Below are 16,624 nucleotides of genomic sequence, written 5' to 3'. Positions count from 1 at the left end.
GCCCGCAGCAACGCGATACGCTCTTCCACCCGACAGCTCTCCTTGAAGGGCATCGCTCGAATCTCCTGGTGATTCGAGCAAGTTGACCTGTCAGGAATGCTCCCGGTCTATGCTGTCAGGGAACTACCCGGTTCGTACCACTGCCACACTCAACCTCACCCCTTCCACCCGCCCCCCATCCGCGCTCCCGGACCCTCACCGGATCGTGATCCCGCTCACGAACCCCATCCGGCCCGTTTCTTGCTTCCACCTCGGTGACCCGGTCGACGGCTGACGCCCGCCGGCCCCGAACCCGTGTGCGCGCTGGACCCGGAAAGGACCGTCATGCCCGCCCCATCCATGATCGATGCAGCAAATGGCCTCCTCGCGCGGCTCGGCCTCGCCGGCCGGCGCGCGAACCTCGCGTCGCCCCGCCCCGGCCCCGCCGAGCGCATCGACTGGGTCGACTACGCCAAGGGCCTCTCGATCCTCCTCGTCGTCCAGTATCACGCGACCCTCGGCATCACCGAGCACATCGGCTACGAGAGTTGGTCGAGCGGCTTTGCCTCGTTCTGCTACACCTTCCGCATGCCGCTGTTCTTCATCGTCGCCGGCCTCTTCCTCGCGCGCACCATCGACCAGGACTGGCGCACGTACCTCGACCGCAAGGTCGTCCATTTCGCGTATTTCTACGCCCTCTGGGTGACCATCAAATTCATTCTCAAAGGTCCCCAGATCGCCGAGGGCAGCCTCGTCGTCTGGTTGACCGAGTACGCCTTCGCGTTCGTCCAACCCTTCGGGCCGCTCTGGTTCATCTATCTGCTCGGCGTGTTCTTCCTTGCGACCCGCCTGCTGCGGGGCGTGCCGGCCCCCATCCTCTGGATCGGCGCCGCGGTGCTCCACATCGCCGGCATCGAGACCGGCTCGGTCGTCGTCGACCAGTTCTGCTCCCGCTATGTTTTCTTCCTGAGCGGCTACATGCTGGCCGGGGGCGTCTTTGCGACGGCCCGCCACGGCGCCGCCCAGCCAATGCACGCCGCCCTCGCCCTCGCCGGCTTCCTCGCTCTCAACGGCGCGATGCTGGCGACCGGCGCCCACAAGCTCCCAGGTGCCACGCTGGCGCTCGGCCTCATCGGCGCGCTCGCCTTCGTCGCGGTCCTCGCCGCGCTGGCCGAGCGTGGCCGGGCGAGCTTCCTCGGCTACTGCGGCGCCCGTTCGCTGCCCATCTACCTCGCCTTCTTCGTGCCGATGGCCGCGACCCGCATCATCGGCGAAAAGCTGCTCGGCCAGACCCCGGTTGCCGCCGAGGTGCTCGGGTTGGTGGTTCCGTTGGCGGCGGTCATTGGAGCGCTCGTCATGTACTGGGTGCTGCCGCGGCTCGGCCTCGGCTTCCTCTTTGAACGCCCCGCCTGGGCGCGGCTGGCCGGCTCGACCACCCCTCGGGGCCAGAGCCGCCAGGCGGCGGTCGGCCGCAGCCGGCCGGGTCTGCCCTCGGCATCCTGACGGATGCCCCGAGCAGGGCGCGTGCGGCGAGCCGCCGCGCGTGCCCCCGCCCAGCAATAAATCGTGGCAGCCGGACGCCGATCGCGCCATAGTGCCGGCCATGTCGAGAGAGAATACGCCCCAGCGCTCGCCCGCCACGGGCCGGTCGGACGCGATCGGTCCATCCGACCGCCTCTACCTGATCGACGGCTCGACCTACATTTTTCGCGCCTATTTCGCGATGTTCAAGGCATCGCAGTCGCGCGGCCGCAGCTTCACCCGCTCCGACGGCACCCCCACCGGCGCCGTCATGACCTTCTGCAACATGCTCTGGAAGGTCGTTCGCGAAGGCGTCGACGGCGGCCCTGCAACGCGCATCGGCGTCATCTTCGACCACAAGGGCGAGAGCTTCCGTAACGCGATCTTCCCGGCCTACAAGGCCAATCGCGACGCCCCGCCCGAGGAACTCGTCCCCCAGTTTCCGCTGATCCGCGACGCGGTGCGCGCCTTCGGTCTCACTCCGATCGAGCAGGCCGGCTTCGAGGCGGACGATCTCATTGCAACCTATGCTCGGGCCGCCGCCGGGGCCGGTGCCTCGGTCACCATCGTCTCGGGCGACAAGGACCTGATGCAGCTCGTTGCCCCGCGCATCCAGATGTACGACCCGATGCCCGGCAACGAGCGACGGATCGGCGAGGACGAAGTCGTCGCCAAATTCGGCGTGCCCCCGTCCAAGGTCGTCGAGGTCCAGTCACTCGCAGGCGATGCGACCGACAACGTGCCGGGCGTGCCCGGCATCGGCATCAAAACCGCGGCCCAGCTCATCGGCGAGTTCGGCGACCTCGAAACCCTGCTCGCCAAGGCCGAGACGATCAAGCAGGCCAAACGCCGCGAAAACCTCCTGACGTTCGCCGAGCAGGCCCGCATCTCGCACGAATTGGTGCGGTTGCGCGACGACGTGCCGGTCGAAACGCCTCTCGATGCGCTCGATGCTCCGCACATCGACGGACGGCGCCTCGTCGCGTTCTGCAAGGCGATGGAATTCCGCACCTTCACCAACCGCATCGCCGAGGCGCTCGACGTCGTGGCCGAGGACATCGATCCTGATCCCGCACTGGCTGCGGCAAGGCGACCCGCCAGCGGCGAGGCGGCCGCGACGGGAGCGCCCGCCGAGCAACACGCAGCCGAAGGCGAGGGCGAACCGGCTGCGCCCGACCAGCCATCGGCAACCGCCGGCGCCAGCCGTGCCACGCCCGAGGCCGGTGTTCTGGCCGGCGCGGCCCGCGCCGCGATGCCGGCGATCGACACCCAGGCCTATGCGACCGTCACTGACCTTGCCGAACTCGAGACCTGGATCGCCGAGGCCATCGAGTGCGGTCTTTGCGCCTTCGACACCGAAACCGACAGCCTCGATGCCATCGAGGCGCGCCTCGTCGGCGTTTCGCTGGCCACCGCACCGGGCCGCGCCTGCTACGTGCCCCTCGGCCACGGTGCCGGCGACGGCCTCGATCTCGAGGGTGGCACCCGCGTGACCCAGATTCCGCTCGCCGATGCGATCGCCGCATTGAAGCCGTTGCTCGAGCACCCGGCGGTCCTCAAGATCGGTCAGAACATCAAATACGACATGCACGTGATGGCGAGCCACGGCATCGCGATCGCGCCCATCGATGACACGTTGCTGATCTCGTTCGCGCTAGATGCCGGTCGTGGCGGCCACGGCATGGACGAACTCTCCATGCGTTGGCTCGGACACCGCCCGATCGCCTACAAGGAGGTCACCGGCAGCGGCAAGCAGCAGGTCACCTTCGACAAGGTCGCGATCGACCGGGCGACCGCGTATGCCGCCGAGGATGCCGACGTCACCTTGCGGCTCTGGCACGTCCTGAAGCCTCGCCTTGCCGCCGAGCGCCTCGCCACGGTCTATGAAACGCTCGAACGTCCGATGATCCCGGTGCTCGCCGACATGGAACAGGCCGGCATCCGCATCGACCGCAACATTCTTGCAAAGCTCTCCGGTTCGTTCGCCCAGTCGCTCGCCCGGCTCGAAGCGGAGATCCAGGAGATCGCCGGCAAGCCCTTCAACGTCGGCTCGCCCAAACAGCTCGGTGAAATCCTTTTCGATGAATGGAAGTTGCCCGGCGGCAAGAAGACCAAGACCGGTGCCTGGGGCACCGGCGCCGACGTGCTCGAGGACCTGGCCGGCAACGAGGAGATCGGCGAGACGCCACGGCGGCTCGTGCGCACCATCCTCGAATGGCGCCAGCTCTCCAAGCTCAAGAGCACCTACACCGACGCGCTGCAGACCTTCATCAACCCGCGTACGAAGCGCATCCACACCTCCTTTTCGCTCGCCGCCGCCGGCACCGGCCGTCTCGCCTCGAGCGATCCGAACGTGCAGAACATCCCCGTGCGAACGCGCGAGGGCCGCGAGATCCGCACCGCCTTCGTCGCCGAGCGGGGCATGCAGCTCGTCTCGGCCGACTACAGCCAGATCGAATTGCGCGTCCTGGCGCACATCGCCGACATCGCCGCGCTTCGCCAGGCCTTCGCCGACGGCCTCGACATCCACGCCATGACCGCCTCCGAGATGTTCGGCGTTCCGATCGAGGGCATGCCGAGCGACGTGCGCCGCCGCGCCAAGGCGATCAACTTCGGGATCATCTACGGAATCTCCGCCTTCGGCCTCGCCGCCCAGCTCGGTATTTCCCGCTCCGAGGCGGGCGACTACATCAACCGTTATTTCGAGCGCTTCCCCGGCATCCGCGACTACATGAAGTCGACGGTCGCGACAGCCCGCAATCAGGGTTACGTCGAGACGATCTTCGGCCGGCGCATCCACTATCCCGACATCGCCTCCTCGAACCCCTCCCAGCGCGGATTCTACGAGCGCGCCGCGATCAACGCGCCGATCCAGGGCTCGGCCGCCGACATCATCCGCCGCGCCATGGTGCGCATGCCGGGGGCCCTCGGGACAGCCGGCCTCTCGGCACGCATGCTGCTTCAAGTGCACGACGAACTCGTTTTCGAGGCCCCAACGGGGGAGGTTCCAGCAACGATCGCGCTGGTCCGCGGCGTCATGGAGGACGCACCCGCACCGGTGATCTCGCTGAACGTGCCCCTCAAGGTCGACGCCAAGGCCGCCGCGAACTGGGACGAAGCACACTGAGGTGGCCCGCGCGGCCGGCCCTGCCGCAGGTGCATGCGACGCGCGGTGGAATGGTCAGGGCGCCCAAAGCGATCCGCCGTGCAGGGCGACGCCTATGGTCAATGCCGGCCCGCCGGTCCAAACTGCCTTGCGTTCCTGGAGCCAGCGCCAGAAAGGCGCAGCCCCCAAGCCCCGGAGACGAACCATGCACGCTCGCGATTTCATCCGCCCATGGCTGGCGCTGCTCGCTTTCGCGCTTCTTGCCGCTCCCGTGTCGGTGCTTCCCGCCGCCGCCAGCAAGTGCATCGCCTTCACCGAGCTTTCCCCCCGCGTTCGCCTCGTCTCTCTCACCCCGTCGACGCTCGCCGAGGACGAGGTTCGCATCACCTTCGTCACCCACTCGACCTTTCGCATCGAAACACCGGGCGGCGTCGTCATCGCGACCGACTTCGCGGGTGCGGCCGGCGGCTCCCTGCCGACGGTCGTGACCATGAACCACGCCCATGAAACGCACTACACCGACTATCCCGACCCCGGCATCGAACACGTCCTGCGTGGCTGGAGCGAGGACCCCGCCAGCGGCCCGGCCCGCCACGAACTCACCGTCGGCGACACCTTCATCCGCAATGTGACGACGGACATCCGAACCTGGTCCGGCGCGCGGGAGGCGGATGGAAATTCCATTTTCATCTTCGAGGTCGCGAACCTCTGCATCGGCCACCTCGGCCACCTGCACCACGAACTCGGCCCCGAGCACCTCGCACAGATCGGCCAACTCGACATCGTCATGGTACCCGTCGATGGCACATACACGATGGCCCATGCCAACATGGTCGAGGTCATGAAACTCCTGCGCGCCCGGCTCATCCTGCCGATGCACGTCTTCGGGCGCGCCTCGCTGGCGAGCTTCCTTGCCCGCATGGGCGAGGCCTTCGACGTCGAGATGGCGACATCGACGAGCATCGTCGTGTCGCAGGCGAGCCTGCCCGCGAGTCCGAAAGTGCTATCCATGCAGCGCTCGTTCACGATGTTCGAATGACCGGCGCATTGCGCCCGGATATGGAGAAGAACGCATGCAGTCCCGCCGCGCCATCCAGGTCGTCGCCGCCCATGCGGAAGGGGAGGTTGGCCGCGTCATCGTCGGTGGTGTGATCCCGCCCCGCGGCGCCAGCGTGCGCGACATGCGGATCGCCCTCGCCGAGGACGACACGCTCCGCCAGTTTCTCATCCGCGAGCCGCGCGGCGGTGTCTTCACGCACTACAATCTGGTGGTGCCCGCCTGCCATCCGGACGCCCAGGCCGGCTTCATCATCATGGAGCCGACGGATTATCCTCCAATGTCCGGTTCCAACAGCATCTGCGTCGGCACCGTTCTGCTCGAAACGGGCATGCTGCAGATGCACGAGCCGGTGACGGAACTCGTGCTGGAAACGCCGGGTGGCCTCGTTCACCTCACGGCCGAATGCGAGAACGGGCGCTGCCGCTCCATCAAGACCCGCAACGCGGCTGCCTTCGTCGTCCGTCTCGACCTCGAGATCGACGTTCCAGGCCTCGGCCCGACCCGCGTTGACATCGCCTACGGCGGCGGCTTTTTCGCTCTCCTCGATGCGGCTCCGCACGGCCTCGAAGTCCGCCCCGAGGCCGCCCGCGACCTCGTCGTGCTCGGCGAAAGGGTCAAGGATGCGGTGAACGCGGCCTTCCCCGTCGCGCATCCCGAAATGCCGGAGATCGCGGGCGTCACTTTCGTGACTTGGCGCGAGCCGGTGCATCAGCGTGACGGCCATCCGACTGCCCGCAACGCCACGGTGATCTCACCCGGCAAGATCGACCGTTCGCCCTGCGGCACCGCGTCGTCCGCGCGCCTCGCGGTTCACCACGCGCGCGGTGAGATGAAGGTCGGCGACACGTTGCATTCGCGATCGATCATCGATTCGCTCTTCGAGATGCGCATCGAGGCCGAAACCACGGTCGCGGGGCGCCCGGCCATCCTGCCGTCCATCAAGGGCCGGGCCTGGATCACGGGCGAGCACACCTACCACTTGGACCCGGAAGACCCCTACCCGCTCGGCTATGCGCTGAGCGATACTTGGCATCGCGTCGTCTGAGGCGATCGGCCCCACCGTCCCGCCGCAAAGACGAAGGGCGCGCCGGCTCGGCGCGCCCTGGCATTCTACATCGATGGCAAAGCATCATCCGCGGACGATTTCGCGCCCGCTGACCCGCCGCCGGTCCACTCCTCAGGCCATGGCGCCCTGGATCCATTCGGCGAGCTTGCCCTTCGGCAGCGCCCCGACCTGCTGCGCGACCACCTTGCCATCCTTGAAGATGAGAAGCGTCGGCATGGCGCGGATGTTGTATGTCATCGGCACGCGCTGGTTCTCGTCGACGTTGATCTTGGCGATCTTCACCTTTCCCGCCATCTGTTGGGAAATCTCCTCGAGATAGGGCGCGATCGCTTTGCACGGCTGGCACCAATCGGCGAAGAAGTCCACGACGACGGGCACGTTCGCCTTGAGAACCTCTTGCTCGAACGTCGCGTCGGTTACTTTCGCGGTCGCCATATCTTGCTCCTTCGCGGCATCGCCGGTCCAGCGGGCCCCACGCCCTTGCCGGCCTGCATTCCTGTCGAAAGTTACCTAGGAAGCCGGCGCACCTCAGTCAATCTCCCTTGGGTCGTTGTGCCTGGATCAAGGCAATGTGCTGGTCGATGAGACCGGCAGGCAGCATCATGGCCCCAGCCGTCGCCGTCCACACGATCACGCAGGTGACCGGTCGATCGGGGAACAGCGGTTCGATCGCAAGACGATAGGCCGCCATCTGGCGCAAATAGGCGGCCGGCACGTCGTCGGGCGAGAGAGGCGGCATTCGGTTCGTCTTGAAGTCGACGATCACGATTTCTTCATCTTCCACCACCAACCGGTCGATCTGCCCATTGAGGCGCAGCGTCCCGCCGGCCCCATCGTGCGCCGCGTGTTCAGCGACGATCGCGACCTCGGCTCGTGAACGCGGCCCGAAGAGCCGGGCGGTCTCGGCCCCGTCGATGAGGGCCAGAACCTCACGGACCATCCGATCGCACTCGCCCTTGCTGAAGGCGCCCGCCTGGGCGGCCAGATAGGCGCTTGCCGCCTCCCGCCGTCCAGCCTCCTCGATCCGTGGCAACGCCTCGAGCAGCGCATGCATCAGGACGCCCCGCCGCAGCGACTTGTCGAGCCCGACGCCACCCTGGCCCACATCCGGCGCCGCCTCCATGCCGGCGGCCGCCTCCTCTGCATCGAGCGGCACGATGCGGCTCGGTGCCACCGGAATGACGCGCCTTGGTTCTGCCGGCGCGGCCCGGCCCACCCAATCGGGCAAGGCAACGCGCTCGTGCGCTTGTCGCGTCCCAACGGAGCGCCGGTCCGGCTCGCCGGTCTGTGCTTGTCGAAGCACTCGGGTTACACCGCCATCGGCGTGCGTCTCGGCTCCGAGAAGTCCATCGAGCCGCCTCGCCACGAGATCGTACCAGCACCCCTCGGGGACCTTGCCTTTCGCATCCTTGGCGACACCCGCGACGACGAGGCGATCCTCCGCCCGCGTCATCGCCACGTAGAGGAGCCGGTTCTCCTCTTCTCTCTCCTCGCGTTTCATCTCCTCGCGTCGCCCCGCGACCGGCCCGACGCTTTTTACCCCTTTGAGCGCCCAGAGCAGGGCCCGGTTGCGCTTCCGGTTTCCCGCCGACACGATCCGTGCGCGCTGCGTGCCCCGCAGCGACCCGCACGTATCGGGCAGGAACACGATCGGCGCTTCCAGCCCCTTGGCTCCGTGCACCGTCATGACGCGCACCTGCGAGCGGTCGTCCTCCATGTCCCGCTTGATCTCCGGGTTGGCGGCCCTGAGCCACGAGAGGAACCCCTGCAGCGACGGCGGCTCGCCCTCGTCGAACTGGATGGCGAGGTTCAACAATTCGCCGATGGCATCACTCGCCTCCGGACCGAGCCGCTCGATCAACCGGGCTTTCGCTCCGTCCCGTTCGAGCACGAGCGAAAGGAATTCGAAAGGAGGAGCGTAGTCGGCCTGGCGCCGCCACCCGAGCAGCAATCTTGCCGCCTCCTTGAAGCGGGCATCGTGCCGCGCGGCTCCGAGCAGCGAGCGCCACAGCGTCCCGCGCCGCCGATAGGCGATCTCGAAAAGCTCCTCCTCGTCGAGCCCGACGAGCGGACTCTTGAGCACCGCCGCCAGAGAAAGATCGTCCTCCGGCAGCAATAGGAAATCCGCGAGTGCCAGCAAGTCCATCACCGCGATCTGCTCGAGCAGCCGGATGCGGTCCGCCCCGGCCACCGCGAGACCTTCGGCCTTCAGTGCCCGGATGATGAGCGGCGCGAACGGCTGGCGGTTGCGCAACAGGATCAGCACGTCACCCGGAACGATCGCACGCCCCCGGCTCTCCAGCATTTCTCCCTTGTCGATCCAACCCCTGATGGTCCGCGCCATGCGCTTTGCCAGCCGCTCGCGCGGTCCCTGTCCCGGCGACGGAGCGCTGGTGTCCCACAAATTCCCTTCCTCGCTCTGCTCGGGAACCTCGAGGGGCCAGACCTCCACCGACCCCGCCTGACCGATCCGGATCGCCTCGTGTCGCACCCGGTCCTCGGCCCCACCGCTTCCGACCCCAGGAGTGAACTCCGGGTCCCCGAAAACCCGATCGACCGCCCCGAGCACTGGCTCCACCGTGCGGAACGAAAGTGTCAACGGCACCCGCCGGAACGTCTGTCCGGCGCCTCGCGCGCGCTCCTCGATGCCCCGACCGACCTCGGAGAAGCGCTCCGGTCGCGCGCCCTGGAACCCATAGATCGACTGCTTCTCGTCGCCGACGGCAAAGAGCGTGCGCCCGTCGCCCCGCGCCCCTTGCCCGGAAAAGAACTCCTCCGCGAGGCGTACGACGACATCCCACTGCTCGGGGCTCGTGTCCTGCGCCTCGTCGACCAGGATGTGATCGAGCCCCTCGTCGAGCTTGTAGAGCACCCAGGCCGCATCGCCCGCACTTGCCAGGAGAGCGCCCGTACGCACCACGAGGTCCTCGAAGTCGAGGGAGCCCCGCTGCACCTTCGTTTCCTCGTAGCGCCGCAGCACTTCGTGCCCGAGGCTCACCAGCGCGGCGCTCGCCGTTGCAACGCGCAGAGCCTGCCGCTCGCCGGCGATGACCTGGAACGCCGTCTGTGCCCGCACCAGCCGCTCGACGAGGACGGGGTGCGCGTTCTTGACCTCTGCGGTTGCCAGGGATCTGCGCGGTTCACGCTCCTTGGTGAGGAAAAATTCTTCGAGACAGGCGATCCGCGTCTCGAGGGCGCTCGTCGCCGCGGCTGCCGCGAGGACGACCCCGTATTTCACATCCGTCGGCTTGGAGCTGGCAGCGAGCGCGCTTGCGGCTCGCTCGATGTCCGTCTGCGACAAGAACCCCGCGGCGCGGGCCACGAGGTCGGCATCCGTCATACCGACCCCCAGCCCGAGAACGTCCCGCACCACCTCGTCGATCCGGCGCGCCCGGTCCTCGACATCACCGTCACCGGCCATTCCCGAGAGCGCCTTTCGGTGCCTCAAGAGTTCGGCGAGGAGTTCATCGAACTGCTCGTCGTTGGCATGCGCCACCGCGACCCGCAGAGCCGCCCCGAGCGGTCCATGACCGCCTTCCTCCCGGCTCGCGCGCCCGAGCACCCGATCCGTCGCCTCGCGGATGGCGAGCCGTTGACCCTGCTCGTCCAGCACCTCGAAGCCGGGCGAAATACCAGCTTCGAGCGGGAAGCGCTGCAAGAGGCGCTCGCAGAAGGCGTGGATGGTCTGAACCTTGAGGCCGCCCGGCGTCTCGATGGCGCTCGCAAACAGCGCCCGCGCCCGCTCCAGCATCCCCTCGGCCACCGGCTCTCCCGTAAGATCGGCGAGCGTGCGCATGAGCGCTGCGGGCTCCATCACGACCCAGCGGGCCAGCGTGTCGAATACCCGGCGCGACATCAGCGCCGCCGCTGCCTTCGTGTAGGTGAGCGCGAGAATTTTCTCCGGCGCCGTCCCGCTGAGCAGCAGTCGCAGCACCCGGTTGGTGAGCACGTGCGTCTTGCCGGCGCCCGCGTTGGCGCTGACCCAGACCGAGGCGCGCGGGTCCGCCGCCTGCCCCTGGCGCGCCGTGGTCTCGGCAAGTCGTTCACGCCGCCGGTCAGGCATCCTCGGTCTCCCCATCGTCCGCCGCGACGGACCACTCCTTGATCCGCGCGAGGTGTGCATAGGGATCGTATCGGTAGCTCGCCTCGAACGCCCGTGCACGCCGTGCAACATAGGGAGTGTTTTCATCGTCGAAGCGGGCAACGAGCGACTGGAGTTGCGATGACGCCTCCTCCGCCAGATCGGCCGCCAGCTCCTCGTCTTTCCGGTCCCTGGCCGTCACCGGCAATTCCGCTCCGGCCGGCTCCCCGCCGCTCGCCGAGATATGGACGAGTCTCTGGACACGGCGCCCGGCAATACCCTCGAAGCCATCGCGATGCGCGATGAGTGCCTCGAGGGCCAGTTGCGGCTGCACGAGATCGAGCACCTGCCGGGAACTCGGTCCAGTCCCCGTCTTGAAGTCGTAGATCACGATCCCGCCATCGCTGCGAATATCGATCCTGTCGGCGCGCGCGGTCAGCAGGAAGGCACCTCCCGGCGCCGCCAGTTCGAACGCCCCATCCACCTCGCTCACGACACGCTCGACGCCGTCCCTGCGGTCCGCCTCGCTCGCCGCGAACCATTCCGCAAAGCGCCGGAAGCGCGGCCCCCAGAAGGCGCCAATGCGCGGATGCGCGGCCATTTCCCGCATCGTCGTCTCGATTTCCACGCCGATGCGCGCAGCGATGTCGTCGGGAAGCTCGCGCGGCCACTCGGCGGCAAAGCGATGCATCGCATGGTGCAGGATGACGCCGCGCAAGCGCACGTCCGGCTCCATGCCGAGCGGATCGAGCGGCTTGAGGGAGAGGATGTACTGCGCATAGATGGCATAGGGATTTGCCACCCATCGCCCGATGGCCGTCGCACTGAGCCGCCGCGGCCGCGCCGCCAGCGGTGGGCGCGGCGCCGGTGCCGGACGCGGGGCGTGCGCCGCCGGTTGCGCGAGCTGGCGCGCCCATTGCAGCCAGAGCGCTCCCTCCCCCTCCCGCAGCCGACCCGTCAGCCCGTGACCGGCGAGCAACGCGTCGAGCCGCAACAGCCAGCGCGAGGGCACGCCCGGCACCCCGTCCATTTTTCGTGCGCGCGTCAGGATCACCCGTCGCGCCGCCGCGAGCTGCACGAAATCATGCGCGGAAAATCCGATGGCCTGTTCCGGCGCCGGCAGGCCGAGTGTCTTTCGCATGGGTCGGCTGAGCCACGGGTCCGGCTCGGCCGCCGCCGGCCACACCCCTTCATTGAGGCCACCGAGCACGATGACATCCGGCTGTTGCATGCGCGCTTCATAGGGCCCCCAGATCGAGAGGCGGGGATGAACGGGTCCGGCGGCGCGCACCGCGACGCCCGCAACCAGCGCCCGGTAGAGTTCGGAATAGTCGCCCGGCGCCAGCATGGGGTCGGGTCCGGTCGGGGATATGAGTTCGGCGATCATCTCGCGTCCGGTCGCGCCAGCCTCCCCGGCCCAGAGGAGGCTATCACCGTGCTCCTCCCCCGTTCCGAGCACGCCCGCCGCCTCGAACGCCGCCTCGGCCTCGTTTGACGCCGCATGCCGCTCGTTCTTTTCCCTTCCTTCTTGCCCTTCGCCTCCACTCATCCCGGCGCCCTGCTCGGCCCCACCGTCGGCAGCTTCCTCGCCCTCGTCCGCCTCCCGCCCCGCTGCCGCGATCCGCTCGGCCGCCTCGACATGCAGCCGCACGAGACCGCTCGTCGTCAATTCCTCCCCGGCAATCATTGCCCGGTCGAGATCGGAAAAGGCGCCGACGATCCGCCCGTGGAGATCGCGCACATCGGCCCAATCCTCCGCGCTGATCCGTCCGGCACGTTCGATTCCGTCACCCCGCACCGCGGCTTCCAGCGCATCGAGCCGGCGCGCGAGGGCCGTGAGACCATCACCGAACGTCGGCTGGCGGAAAACCGCGATTTCCAGCAGTCGCGCCCGCCGGCGCAACTCCCCCGGCGCCAGCCCGAGCCTTGTCAGGGGATGCTTCAGAAGCGCCATCAGCACGGCCGGCGAAAACCTGCTGGCCGCGGTTTCGATGACGAGATCGAGGAAGACACCGGGCACCGTCTTGGCGAACGGTCGCCCTGCGGAATCGTCGATACGGATGCCGATCGCCTCGAGCTTGATCGCCACCCGCCGCGCCAGCAGTCTGTCCGGCGTGACGAGCGCGCCGGTCCGGCCCGGCTCCTCGAGCACGCCGCGCAGCACGAGCGCGATCACCGCGGCTTCCTCGTCGCTGTTTTCCGCCTCGACCAGCGAGAGGCCCTCGAGCCCGGCCGCCAGCAATTCACCCTGCTCGCGGTTCCGGGCGCCTTCCGCCCAGCCGGCCGTTGCCGGTGCCGGGCGCATCGCCTCCCCGAGCAGCGTCCGACGCGGTCCGCCGCACACGGGTTGCCCCGCCGGCCCGTCCAACACCACGCAGCCCTGAGCATCGAGCGTTGCGACCTCGGATCGCTCGACACCGAGTGATTCCAGAAGTCTCGCCAGGCCATGCTGCGGGTGCTCGGGATGCGCCTCGCGAACCAAGCGCCATTCGTCATCGGACATGGCGAAATCGACCCCGGGCAGGATGACTGCACAGTTCTCGAGTTCGGCCACCGCGCGCATGAGGTCGCTCGAGGCCGGCACACTGCCCGTAACGCCCGCCACGATCACCGGCCCCTCATCAGCGCGCTCACGAAGCCGCGCGGCCTCGCTTCGCAGCACCATGTTTCGGCGCTCGGCCGGGGTCACCAGATTGCGCGATCGCAGGTACTCCGGCCACCAGGCGGTTACAATGGAGAGAAATTCCAGGGTCAGCCGCCAGTGCTCGGAATAAGCCTCCGGCACCAGCTCCGCGAGTCGCGAGAGATCGGCCCCTTCGGTCTCCACCATGTCCATGAGGCGTGCCAGCTCGCCGGCGAGCCGGGCGGCCCGCGCCGGCGTCATCCGCGAACCCGTGCCAGCCTCGCCCGTTCCACCCCGAGCCGCGCCGGTCGTCTCACCCCAGCGACGCACCAGTTCCAGCAGCACCAGACGGCGCTCGAGGCTCGCGATCGGGGGCACGACTTCACCGGCCTCGAGACCGGCGCCGATGACCACCACCTGATCGGCCTCGTCGGGCTCTGCCCCGATGGCCCGGATCCGCGGCAGCAGCACCGCATCGCCTCCCGCCGCCCGCAGCATCGCATCGGCGAAACCGCGCGTCGCGCGTCGCGTCGGAAGATAAACCGTGGCCCGCGCGAGGCCGAAAGGATCCTCCCGAATGCCCGTACCGAGACCGAGGCGGTCCCCGACGAGCCCTTGCGCGAGTGCGCCCATGAAATCGATGCCCGCGGGAACACTGAGGACGCGCGTGCGCATCGATCTGCCGCCACCACGAGCCATCAGCGACCGTCCCGGCCGGGCTGGTCGAGGCCGGCCGCAACGATGGCGCGCGCGCACTCGTCGAGCGCCTGCGGATCGCCGACGTGGAACCACCGCCCGTCATGTTCGAGACCGAAAAGACGCCCGGCCGCGAGCGCGCGGTCCCAGCAGCGGTTGAGAGAGAACGGCACGCGCGCGCCGGGCTGCGGGATCGCGGCATCCCCCGAACTCTCGAAAAGCCCGCGGCAGGCGACGGAGACGCCAGCGAAGATGAGCGGCGCGCGCTCGGCCGTCCCCCGTCGTCGCAGGCGCCCGCCGTCCTCCGGAAAAAAGTCTCCTCGTCCGTCGAATCCGGTCGCCAGTGCCCATGGCGCGACGAGCAGCAGCGTATCCATACGTTCGCCGTCCCAAGACTCCGCAAGACGGGCGAGGGTCGGGCCGGTCCCGTCGAACCAGAGCGAATCCGAGTTGTGGATGAGGAACGGCCCCTCGCCGAGAAGATCGAGGGCCGCGGCGACACCTCCACCGGTGTCGAGCAACTCGTCCCGTTCGCTCGAGATCACGACCTCGACGTCGCTCCGCCCGCGCACGTGCGCCTCCAGCATGTCGGCCATGTAGTGGACGTTGACGACGACGCGCTCGATGCCCGCCGCCGCGAGCCGATCGATGATCCGGTCGACGAGCGCGCGCCCGAGAACCGGAACCAGCGGTTTCGGCATCCGGTCGGTGAGCGGGCGCATTCGCGTGCCGAGGCCAGCCGAGAGCACGATGGCCGAACGAATCGGAGCGCCCACTTTCATTCTCCTCCTCGCGTCGACGGACCCGGCGGCAGGCCGCCGTAGTTGGCCGCCGGGTCGGTCTGCGTGATGTTTCCTGTGCCACGCGCGGCGACGGCGAGTTCACGATCGTACCAGGTCGAAAGCTCTCCGAGCCGGGAGCAACCGAGATTGCGCAGCAGATACCTCCAGATGCGCGGCAGATGCGCGAGATATTGCGGCTTTGCGTCCCGCAGCGCCAGCCGGGCGAAAATCCCGAGAATCTTGGTCGCGCGCTGCGCCCCGAGAATCGCGTGCTGCCGGCGGAATTCCTCCCAGTCGAAGTCGTGGCCGAGGCGGAGGCGCTCGCGCCGGTAATCCTGGAGCAGCATCTCCTCGACGTCGCCGGGCACGTCCAGCCGTGCATCCTGCGTCAGCGACACGAGGTCGTAGGCGGGGCTGCCCCTCAACGCATCCTGGAAGTCCAGAACGCCGATCCTCGGGGCACCCCTTCGATCGTCGAGCAGGACGAGGTTCGGGGAATGATAATCGCGCAAGACCCAGCTCTCCCCGCCGAGCACCGGTCGGAGCGCCCGCCGCCAGATCGCCGAGAATTCCTCCCTCTTGTCGACCGGTGCCGGTGCGCCGGTGACGAGGCGCCAATACCATTCGCAAAGGAGATCGACCTCGGCCAGGAGCGCCCCTTCGTCGTAGTCGGGGATCACCACCTCCACCGGCCCGTCGCTCCCCATGGCCTCACCCGCGAAGGTGATCCGGGCCGGCGCGCGCACGCCGGCGAGACGCGCCAGCAGCTCGACGGCCGGACGATAAAGCGCCGCGATATCCGCCCCTGCGGCGATTTCGCGGCCCAGCACGCGGTCGCCGAAATCCTCGATCACCAGCAGGCCCGCATCGAGATCGCCTGCGAGGATCTCCGGGGCCGCGACGCCCTGCCGCCGCAATTCCATGGCGATCGCAACGAACGGCCGGACGTCCTCCGCCAAGTGCGCGATGGCGCTGTAAGTTCGCCCGCCCGCGAGCGGCGGGCCGTCCGGCTGGCGCGGCGCGTTCATCAGGATGACGCTGGCGCCATCCACCGACAGCCGGCCGTAACCGCGCGGCGAGGCGTCCCCCTGTAGATAGTCGATCCGGTGCCCGCCATAGCCGTGGCGCGCCAGAAAACCATGGACGAGCCGCGCGCGCTCCAACCGCGCCCGCCAGCCCGCGCCCGCAACGAACATCACGGAGCGGAGATTCTCCCCGTCGGGCGTGGCAACGAGCCGCACCGTCAGTGTCGGCTCGTGGCCGGCAAGCATGTGCGCGGCGCGCTCGGGCCATTCGATCAGCACAAGGCCGCGCCCGAGGGCGTCCTCGAGCCCGGTCTCGGCCAACGCCCGGGCATCGGCGTTTTCCAGCCTGTAGAGGTCGAAGTGGTCGATCTGAAATCGCGCCGCCGAATATCCGAGCACAAGCGGAAAGCTCGGGCTGGCGACATCGAGCGAGCGATCACCGACCGCCGCCCGCACCAACCAGCGCGCGAACGTGGTTTTGCCGGCCCCGAGCTCGCCCTCGAGCAGGATGAGATCGCCGACGCGGGCAAGGAGCGCCACGAGTTCGGCAAGTCGCGCCACGCCCGTTTCGTCCACGCCGTCGAGGCGCCAAGTCTCCCGGCCAGTTTCACCACTGCCCATCGCGATCACCACCAGCGGTTGGGACTGCGCATCGCTAGCGCAACGGGGCCGCCTTGCCTACCGC

General features: G+C 68.4%; 9 protein-coding genes. 4 read left to right on the top strand and 5 right to left on the bottom strand.

Going from position 1 to position 16,624, the window contains the following annotated elements:
• Positions 1-339 precede the first annotated feature (339 nt).
• The 4 genes from GC150_14795 to GC150_14780 all read left to right on the top strand — a co-directional run bounded on the left by GC150_14795 (position 340) and on the right by GC150_14780 (position 6,711).
• On the top strand, positions 340-1,482 hold the full coding sequence (locus tag GC150_14795) for an acyltransferase family protein (GenBank protein MBI1386171.1): 1,143 nt from the start codon (positions 340-342) through the stop codon (positions 1,480-1,482).
• A 100-nt stretch (positions 1,483-1,582) separates the two neighbouring features.
• The gene (gene polA, locus GC150_14790) at positions 1,583-4,627 is read left to right on the top strand and encodes a DNA polymerase I (GenBank protein MBI1386170.1); all 3,045 of its coding nucleotides are present in this window, start codon (positions 1,583-1,585) and stop codon (positions 4,625-4,627) included.
• 184 nt (positions 4,628-4,811) lie between these two features.
• Positions 4,812-5,645 carry a Zn-dependent hydrolase gene (locus tag GC150_14785; GenBank protein ID MBI1386169.1) on the top strand — a complete coding sequence of 278 codons (834 nt, stop codon included), beginning with the start codon at positions 4,812-4,814 and terminating at the stop codon, positions 5,643-5,645.
• Between the two features lie 34 nt (positions 5,646-5,679).
• Complete coding sequence (locus GC150_14780; GenBank protein ID MBI1386168.1) at positions 5,680-6,711, top strand: hypothetical protein; 1,032 nt, start codon at positions 5,680-5,682, stop codon at positions 6,709-6,711.
• A 132-nt stretch (positions 6,712-6,843) separates the two neighbouring features.
• Here the strand turns inward: GC150_14780 and trxA are convergent, their stop codons facing one another.
• From trxA to tsaE, 5 genes are all read right to left on the bottom strand, one after another.
• On the bottom strand, positions 6,844-7,167 hold the full coding sequence (gene trxA, locus GC150_14775) for a thioredoxin (GenBank protein ID MBI1386167.1): 324 nt from the start codon (positions 7,165-7,167) through the stop codon (positions 6,844-6,846).
• Between the two features lie 97 nt (positions 7,168-7,264).
• Positions 7,265-10,921 carry a double-strand break repair helicase AddA gene (gene addA, locus GC150_14770; protein MBI1386166.1) on the bottom strand — a complete coding sequence of 1,219 codons (3,657 nt, stop codon included), beginning with the start codon at positions 10,919-10,921 and terminating at the stop codon, positions 7,265-7,267.
• Positions 10,788-14,111, bottom strand: a complete 3,324-nt coding sequence (addB, locus tag GC150_14765; protein ID MBI1386165.1) for a double-strand break repair protein AddB — start codon at positions 14,109-14,111, stop codon at positions 10,788-10,790. The genes addA and addB overlap by 134 nt, the downstream gene beginning before the upstream one ends.
• A 23-nt stretch (positions 14,112-14,134) precedes the next feature.
• Complete coding sequence (locus tag GC150_14760; protein MBI1386164.1) at positions 14,135-14,914, bottom strand: NTP transferase domain-containing protein; 780 nt, start codon at positions 14,912-14,914, stop codon at positions 14,135-14,137.
• A complete protein-coding gene (tsaE, locus tag GC150_14755; protein ID MBI1386163.1) occupies positions 14,911-16,560 on the bottom strand; it encodes a tRNA (adenosine(37)-N6)-threonylcarbamoyltransferase complex ATPase subunit type 1 TsaE in 1,650 nt (549 codons plus the stop codon). Before tsaE ends, GC150_14760 begins: the two co-directional genes overlap by 4 nt.
• Positions 16,561-16,624 lie beyond the last annotated feature (64 nt).

It is taken from the genome of Hyphomicrobiales bacterium, from assembly GCA_016125495.1.
In the GTDB taxonomy this organism is placed as follows: Bacteria; Pseudomonadota; Alphaproteobacteria; order Rhizobiales; family RI-29; genus RI-29.
Note: the sequence above shows the minus strand (reverse complement) of the source record. Positions and strands in the feature narration are given on the sequence as shown.